We start from the raw sequence: 4761 nt of genomic DNA, 5'->3' as shown, positions 1-4761 counted from the left end.
GACGCCTCGCGGGCCGCAGGCTCCCCCCGCCGCCGGCGCCACCAGGACAGACGGCAAGTCCCCCCTCGCTGTCGTCCGAGCCGGAACAGCCCCTGGCCTGCAGGAATGTCAGCGCACCCGGCAAGCGCTTCCGCGTGGTCTGCGAATAGCAGGGCGATAGACTCAGTTTGCTGGGAAGAAGGCCGAGGCCGACCACTCTCCCCGTGCGCGGGTCGGCCGGTTTGTCGACCGCGCCTTTGCTTTCGCTGGCGCCGGCCCCCGTGGGACGGCCCCCGGGCGGCGCCCTCAGCCGCCAGACGGTATAGCTCAAAGTGTCGAATGGTCCCGGTGAAACCTTTGCCCCACACTTCGCGTTGTAGCGGCAAAGGGAGACCGAGGATGTCCATTCACTTCACCGTCTCCGGCCTGACCAGAAACCTCATCCACTCACTCGGACTGGACCACGAGCGGGCACCGAGGCCTCTGACACCGGAGCAGAACCTTTTGCTGGAATGCTATCTGGCCGGGCAAATTCCGGAATCGGCGTGGAGCGACTACGTCTACGAGACGCCGGATCTGCAGCGCCATGTAAACGCGAGGCGCGCGCGGCACTGACCCCGAGGCTGCCGATCGCCTTCTAGCCGCCGCCAGCCACGATGCCGGCGCGCAATACTTCCCGCCAGCCTGCAGGCAAAGCCAGAAGACCTACGAAAAGCCGCCGCTCGAGAAGCGAGAGAGGCTGTCGGACGTGACAGCCGTCAACGGGTCGTCCGCCCCGGTTTCCTGAACCCGCTTCGGCGCCGTCGGCACTGAGATGACCGGCTGAACTTGGGGATCCAGCGCTATCTCTTGGGCGAGTTGAACTGCAGCACGTAGACTTTGCCGGCAATCCCCTGCGCCAGCGCCGGCGAGAAGCTCAGCGGCAGGCAGTGCTGCAGTGCCGAGGTTGCGGCCTCGACATAGGCTTGCCTGGCCTTGGCGTCGCCGCTCACCTTGATCGCCGTCGGCCTGGGGGGACCGATCAGCGTGCCGTCCCGCCTGAGGCTGAAGCTCAAGGTGACCGACGAGTTTTCGGAATTCGCCGGCGGGACCCAGCACGCCTGCAGCGCCGCGCCGACATCGTTCATGGTGTTGAGCTCGGCCGCATTCGATCGACAGGACATGGCCGCCAGGAGCGCCGCGGCGATTGTCGGCAATGCAACGTTTTTCATTGCCAGGATCCTCGTCTCTCCCGCTCCGCCGCCGATCTCATGCTACGGTCAAAGCCGCAGGTGACAACAGGTTTCTCGGCAATCGCCGGGCGCAGCCACGAGGCTGAGAGTGCTTCCGGACCGGCGGCGGTTGAAAAGCAAAAGGCCGGCGCATGGCCGACCTTTGCTTTCGCCTCGGCATCGCGCCAGTACATCCGTGGTCGCGCGCCTGAGCTGAACCAGTGACCATTAGACAGGGTCCTTGGTTAACGAATCCTTAGCCTCGAAGCGCCCGGCAAATCCGGAACGCCACCACAGTGGTCCTTACGCCTTCGCCTGCGACTTCACGTAGGCGATGTAGCCGCGCACATCACCGGCCGGTTCAGCATAGGCCTTGCCGAGCTTCTTCTCCATCGCCGCCATATAGTCCTTCGCCCATTTGGGCAGCGTGTAGTCGATGACCGCTAGGAACTCGAGCGTCGCCGCCAGCCGAATGTCGGCAATCGACGGATTGCTGCCGCCGATGAACGGCTTGCCGTTGCGGAAGAAGCTGTGGAAGACGTCGAGCGGCTCGGCGATTGCTGCCGCTGCCGCCTTCTGGGCCTCTGATTTCCTGTCAGGATGGGCGTCGCTGTGGCCGACCTCGCCGGCATATTGCGGGAAACCGAGCGCCGGATAAGTGGCACGCGCCACGTAGGGGTAAAGCGTGCCGACCAGATAGAACATGGCGCTGTCGATCATCGCCCGCTTGGCCGGCGCCTTGGGGTAGAATTTCTCCAGCCCGTGCTTGTTGGCGAGATACTGCATGATGGCGCAGCTTTCCCACAACACGCCTCTCGGCAGCCCCTTGTCCTCGATCATCGGCGTCAGATGGGCCGGGTTGCGCGCCATGAACTCCGGCGAGCGCGTAAGCCCCCAAGCGTCGGTCTCGGCATGGTCGAAGCCGGCGGCGCGCGCGAACACCCGAACGGTCATGTTGTTGACGCTCGGCTTCAGCATGCTGAGCTTCAGCCCAGGCTTCTTCGCGGCCTTTGCCGTCACCTTGGGTGCGGCCTTTGCCGTCACCTTGGGTGCGGCCTTTGCCGTCACCTTGGGTGCGGCCTTTGCCGTCACCTTCGCGGCTGGCTTGGCCGCTGCTTTTGCCTTTGCTTTCGGCGCTGGCTTGGCGGCCTTCACCGCAGCCTTGGCCGCCGGTTTCCTTGCACTCTTCGTTGCTGCCTTTGCCATCTGTTCCTCCCTCAGGCCTTTTCATATGGATTTTTCGGTGCCCTTTCGTCCGACAAGGTCGCGCGCGACCATTCGACCAGCGTCTGGATCGCGTCGGCCAGATGCACTTCCGCGATGTTGTAGTCGCCGCGCGCGACGCGGATCTTGTGCGCCTGCATCAGCACATCGGCATGGGTGAAGCCCGCCGGTGGTTCGAAGCGGTACGAGGCGAGCTCGATCAAGAGGCCAAGCGGGTCCTCGAAATAGATCGAATCCATGAAGCCGCGATCCTTGACGCCGCTATGCTTGATGCCGCGCTCGTCGAGCCGGGCGACCGCCTGCAGGAAGGTGACGCGCGACACCGCAAACGCGATGTGGTGGACGCAGCCCGTATCGGTGGGCGTACGCCTGGGCACCGCCGTGCGGCTCTCATCGGTGAAGACGGTAATCAGCCTTCCGTCGCCCGGATCGAAATAGAGATGGCTCTCGCTCGCCTTGTCGAGATTGGGCTGTTCGAAGACGAAGGGCATGCCGAGCACGCCTTCCCAGAAATCGATCGACGTCTGGCGCCCGGCGCCGACCAGCGTGATGTGATGGACGCCCTGCGATTGCAGTTTCTGCATCGGTCTCCCTCCCTGCGATCCTCGCCTCTGTCGGGCCAGTTCGGATCGGCATTTACCGCCGGCGCTCCCCAAGGCGCCGCCCTGCGCCTTTGGCGCAAGGTAATGACAGGATGCTAATTCAATCGGCGGCGTTGCGCCAGAAGCGCCGAAGCGCTGCTAACGTCGCGCGGAATCCGGGGGCGTATCCTGGAATGGAAAAATGTGCTGGAGAGACTTGGTACGCCCAAGGGGAATCGAACCCCTGTTCCCGCCGTGAGAGGGCGGTGTCCTGACCGCTAGACGATGGGCGCGCTCAAGAACCGGCGATATAGGCTGGCGGCCAGGAAAAAGCAACTGGGCTTCGGAGAGTTCGCCGATATTCCAAAACTGCTGGGCTCAGCCCCGTCGTTTCGGCTCGATCAGGTCCCAGAGATTGCCGTAGAGATCGGCAAAAACCGCCACCGTGCCGTAGGCCTCGAAGCGCGGCGCCTCGCGGAACTCGACGCCGCCGGCCAGCATCGCCACATGGTCGCGGGCGAAGTCGTCGGTTTCGAGGAAGAGAAAGACCCGGCCACCGGTCTGGTTGCCGATGCGGCTCGCCTGCGTCTCGTCCGCTGCTTCGGCAAGCAGCAGCCGCGCGCCGTTTGCGTTCGCCGGCGTTACGATCACCCAGCGCTTACCGCCGCCGAGATCGACGTCCTCGGCAAGCGCGAAGCCCAGCCGCTCGACATACCAGTCAATCGCCTCGTCATAGTTCCCGACGACGAGCGCCACGGTAGCGATGCAGCGCTTGTCGGCGAAGCCGCTCATTTGTTGCGGATCGCAAACTGGCCTATCACGCGACGCTCGGCGATGTCGTAGACGAAGATGGCGCGGCTGCCGTCGGCAAGCTCGGCATCGATCGCGATGCGGTTGCCGGACAGCGACTGGCTGATCACCTTGGCGCCGACCGGCAGCACGATGTCGGCGCTAAGCGGTTCGCCGGCCGGCACCTGGATATCGCTGGCAACCGGGGCGCTGGCAGGCGGCGCGTTGCGCGCTTTGTAGACAAGCGCCGCGATCACCACCATAAGGGCAAGGAACAGCAGCCCGAGATTGACGGCCATGAAGCGGATGAGTTTGCCGCGCACCTTCTCGACTTCGGCGTCGAGCGGCTTTTCTTCGTCTTCCTCGGCAATTGGCCTGGCCATGGAATTGGGTTCCAGAACGGTTTTCGATGAGCGCTCATAGCGAAGAGGCCTCCAGATTAATAGAGGATCGTTTGACAGGCAGTGATTTGACAGCCGGCGGATCGGTCATGCTGGAGGCCGGCCCGGATGCCGCCGGCCAGCGCCTCGACCAATGGCTGGCCGGCCGGCTCGGCCGGGACATCTCGCGCAGCCGGGTGCAGATGCTGATCAGGCAGGGCGCGGTCAGGATCGGCGGCAAGGTCGCCGAGGAGGCCAAGCGCAGGATGGCCGCCGGCGAGCGCGTCTCGGTGGAGATGCCGGAGCCTGAACCGGCGGAGCCGCGGGGCGAGGCGATCGCCCTCGACATCCTCTATGAGGACGATGAGCTTATCGTCATCAACAAGCCGGCGGGACTGGTCGTCCATCCCGGCGCCGGCAACTGGACCGGCACGCTGGTCAATGCGCTCATCCACCATTGCGGCGACAGCCTGTCCGGCATTGGCGGCGTCAAGCGGCCGGGCATCGTTCATCGTCTTGACAAGGAGACCAGTGGCGTCATGGTCGTCGCCAAGACCGACCGTGCCCACAAGGCGCTGTCGGAGGCGTTTGCCGATC

Annotated in this window: 7 protein-coding genes and 1 tRNA gene; 2 read left to right on the top strand and 6 right to left on the bottom strand. The window is 64.5% G+C overall.

All coding sequences use genetic code 11. From position 1 onward, the window contains the following. Window positions 1-378: 378 nt before the first annotated feature. Window positions 379-594, top strand: a complete 216-nt coding sequence (locus tag EOA33_RS24770; RefSeq protein WP_126057983.1) for a hypothetical protein — start codon at window positions 379-381, stop codon at window positions 592-594. A 227-nt stretch (window positions 595-821) separates the two neighbouring features. On the opposite strand, the gene EOA33_RS24760 is transcribed toward EOA33_RS24770, so the two are convergent. The 6 genes from EOA33_RS24760 to EOA33_RS40775 form a co-directional block, all read right to left on the bottom strand. Further along, the gene (locus EOA33_RS24760; RefSeq protein WP_126057982.1) at window positions 822-1190 is read right to left on the bottom strand and encodes a hypothetical protein; all 369 of its coding nucleotides are present in this window, start codon (window positions 1188-1190) and stop codon (window positions 822-824) included. A 303-nt stretch (window positions 1191-1493) separates the two neighbouring features. Beyond that, window positions 1494-2396: a glutathione S-transferase family protein gene (locus tag EOA33_RS24755; protein ID WP_127400264.1), complete on the bottom strand. Its 903-nt coding sequence runs from the start codon at window positions 2394-2396 to the stop codon at window positions 1494-1496. A gap of 11 nt (window positions 2397-2407) precedes the next feature. Beyond that, window positions 2408-2998: a VOC family protein gene (locus EOA33_RS24750; protein WP_126057980.1), complete on the bottom strand. Its 591-nt coding sequence runs from the start codon at window positions 2996-2998 to the stop codon at window positions 2408-2410. A 215-nt stretch (window positions 2999-3213) separates the two neighbouring features. Beyond that, window positions 3214-3288 (bottom strand) — tRNA-Glu (locus EOA33_RS24745). A gap of 85 nt (window positions 3289-3373) precedes the next feature. Further along, entirely contained in the window at window positions 3374-3787 is a 414-nt protein-coding gene (locus EOA33_RS24740; protein WP_126057979.1) for a VOC family protein, read from the bottom strand. Beyond that, window positions 3784-4167, bottom strand: a complete 384-nt coding sequence (locus EOA33_RS40775; protein WP_245455354.1) for a fimbrial protein — start codon at window positions 4165-4167, stop codon at window positions 3784-3786. Before EOA33_RS40775 ends, EOA33_RS24740 begins: the two co-directional genes overlap by 4 nt. A gap of 26 nt (window positions 4168-4193) precedes the next feature. Between EOA33_RS40775 and EOA33_RS24730 the strand changes: the two genes are divergently transcribed. Beyond that, on the top strand, window positions 4194-4761 hold a 568-nt coding region (locus EOA33_RS24730; protein ID WP_145989266.1), incomplete at its 3' end, for an RluA family pseudouridine synthase.

The organism is Mesorhizobium sp. M4A.F.Ca.ET.050.02.1.1 (assembly GCF_003997725.1).
Classification (GTDB): domain Bacteria; phylum Pseudomonadota; class Alphaproteobacteria; order Rhizobiales; family Rhizobiaceae; genus Mesorhizobium.
This window is presented reverse-complemented; position numbering and strand designations above follow the sequence as displayed.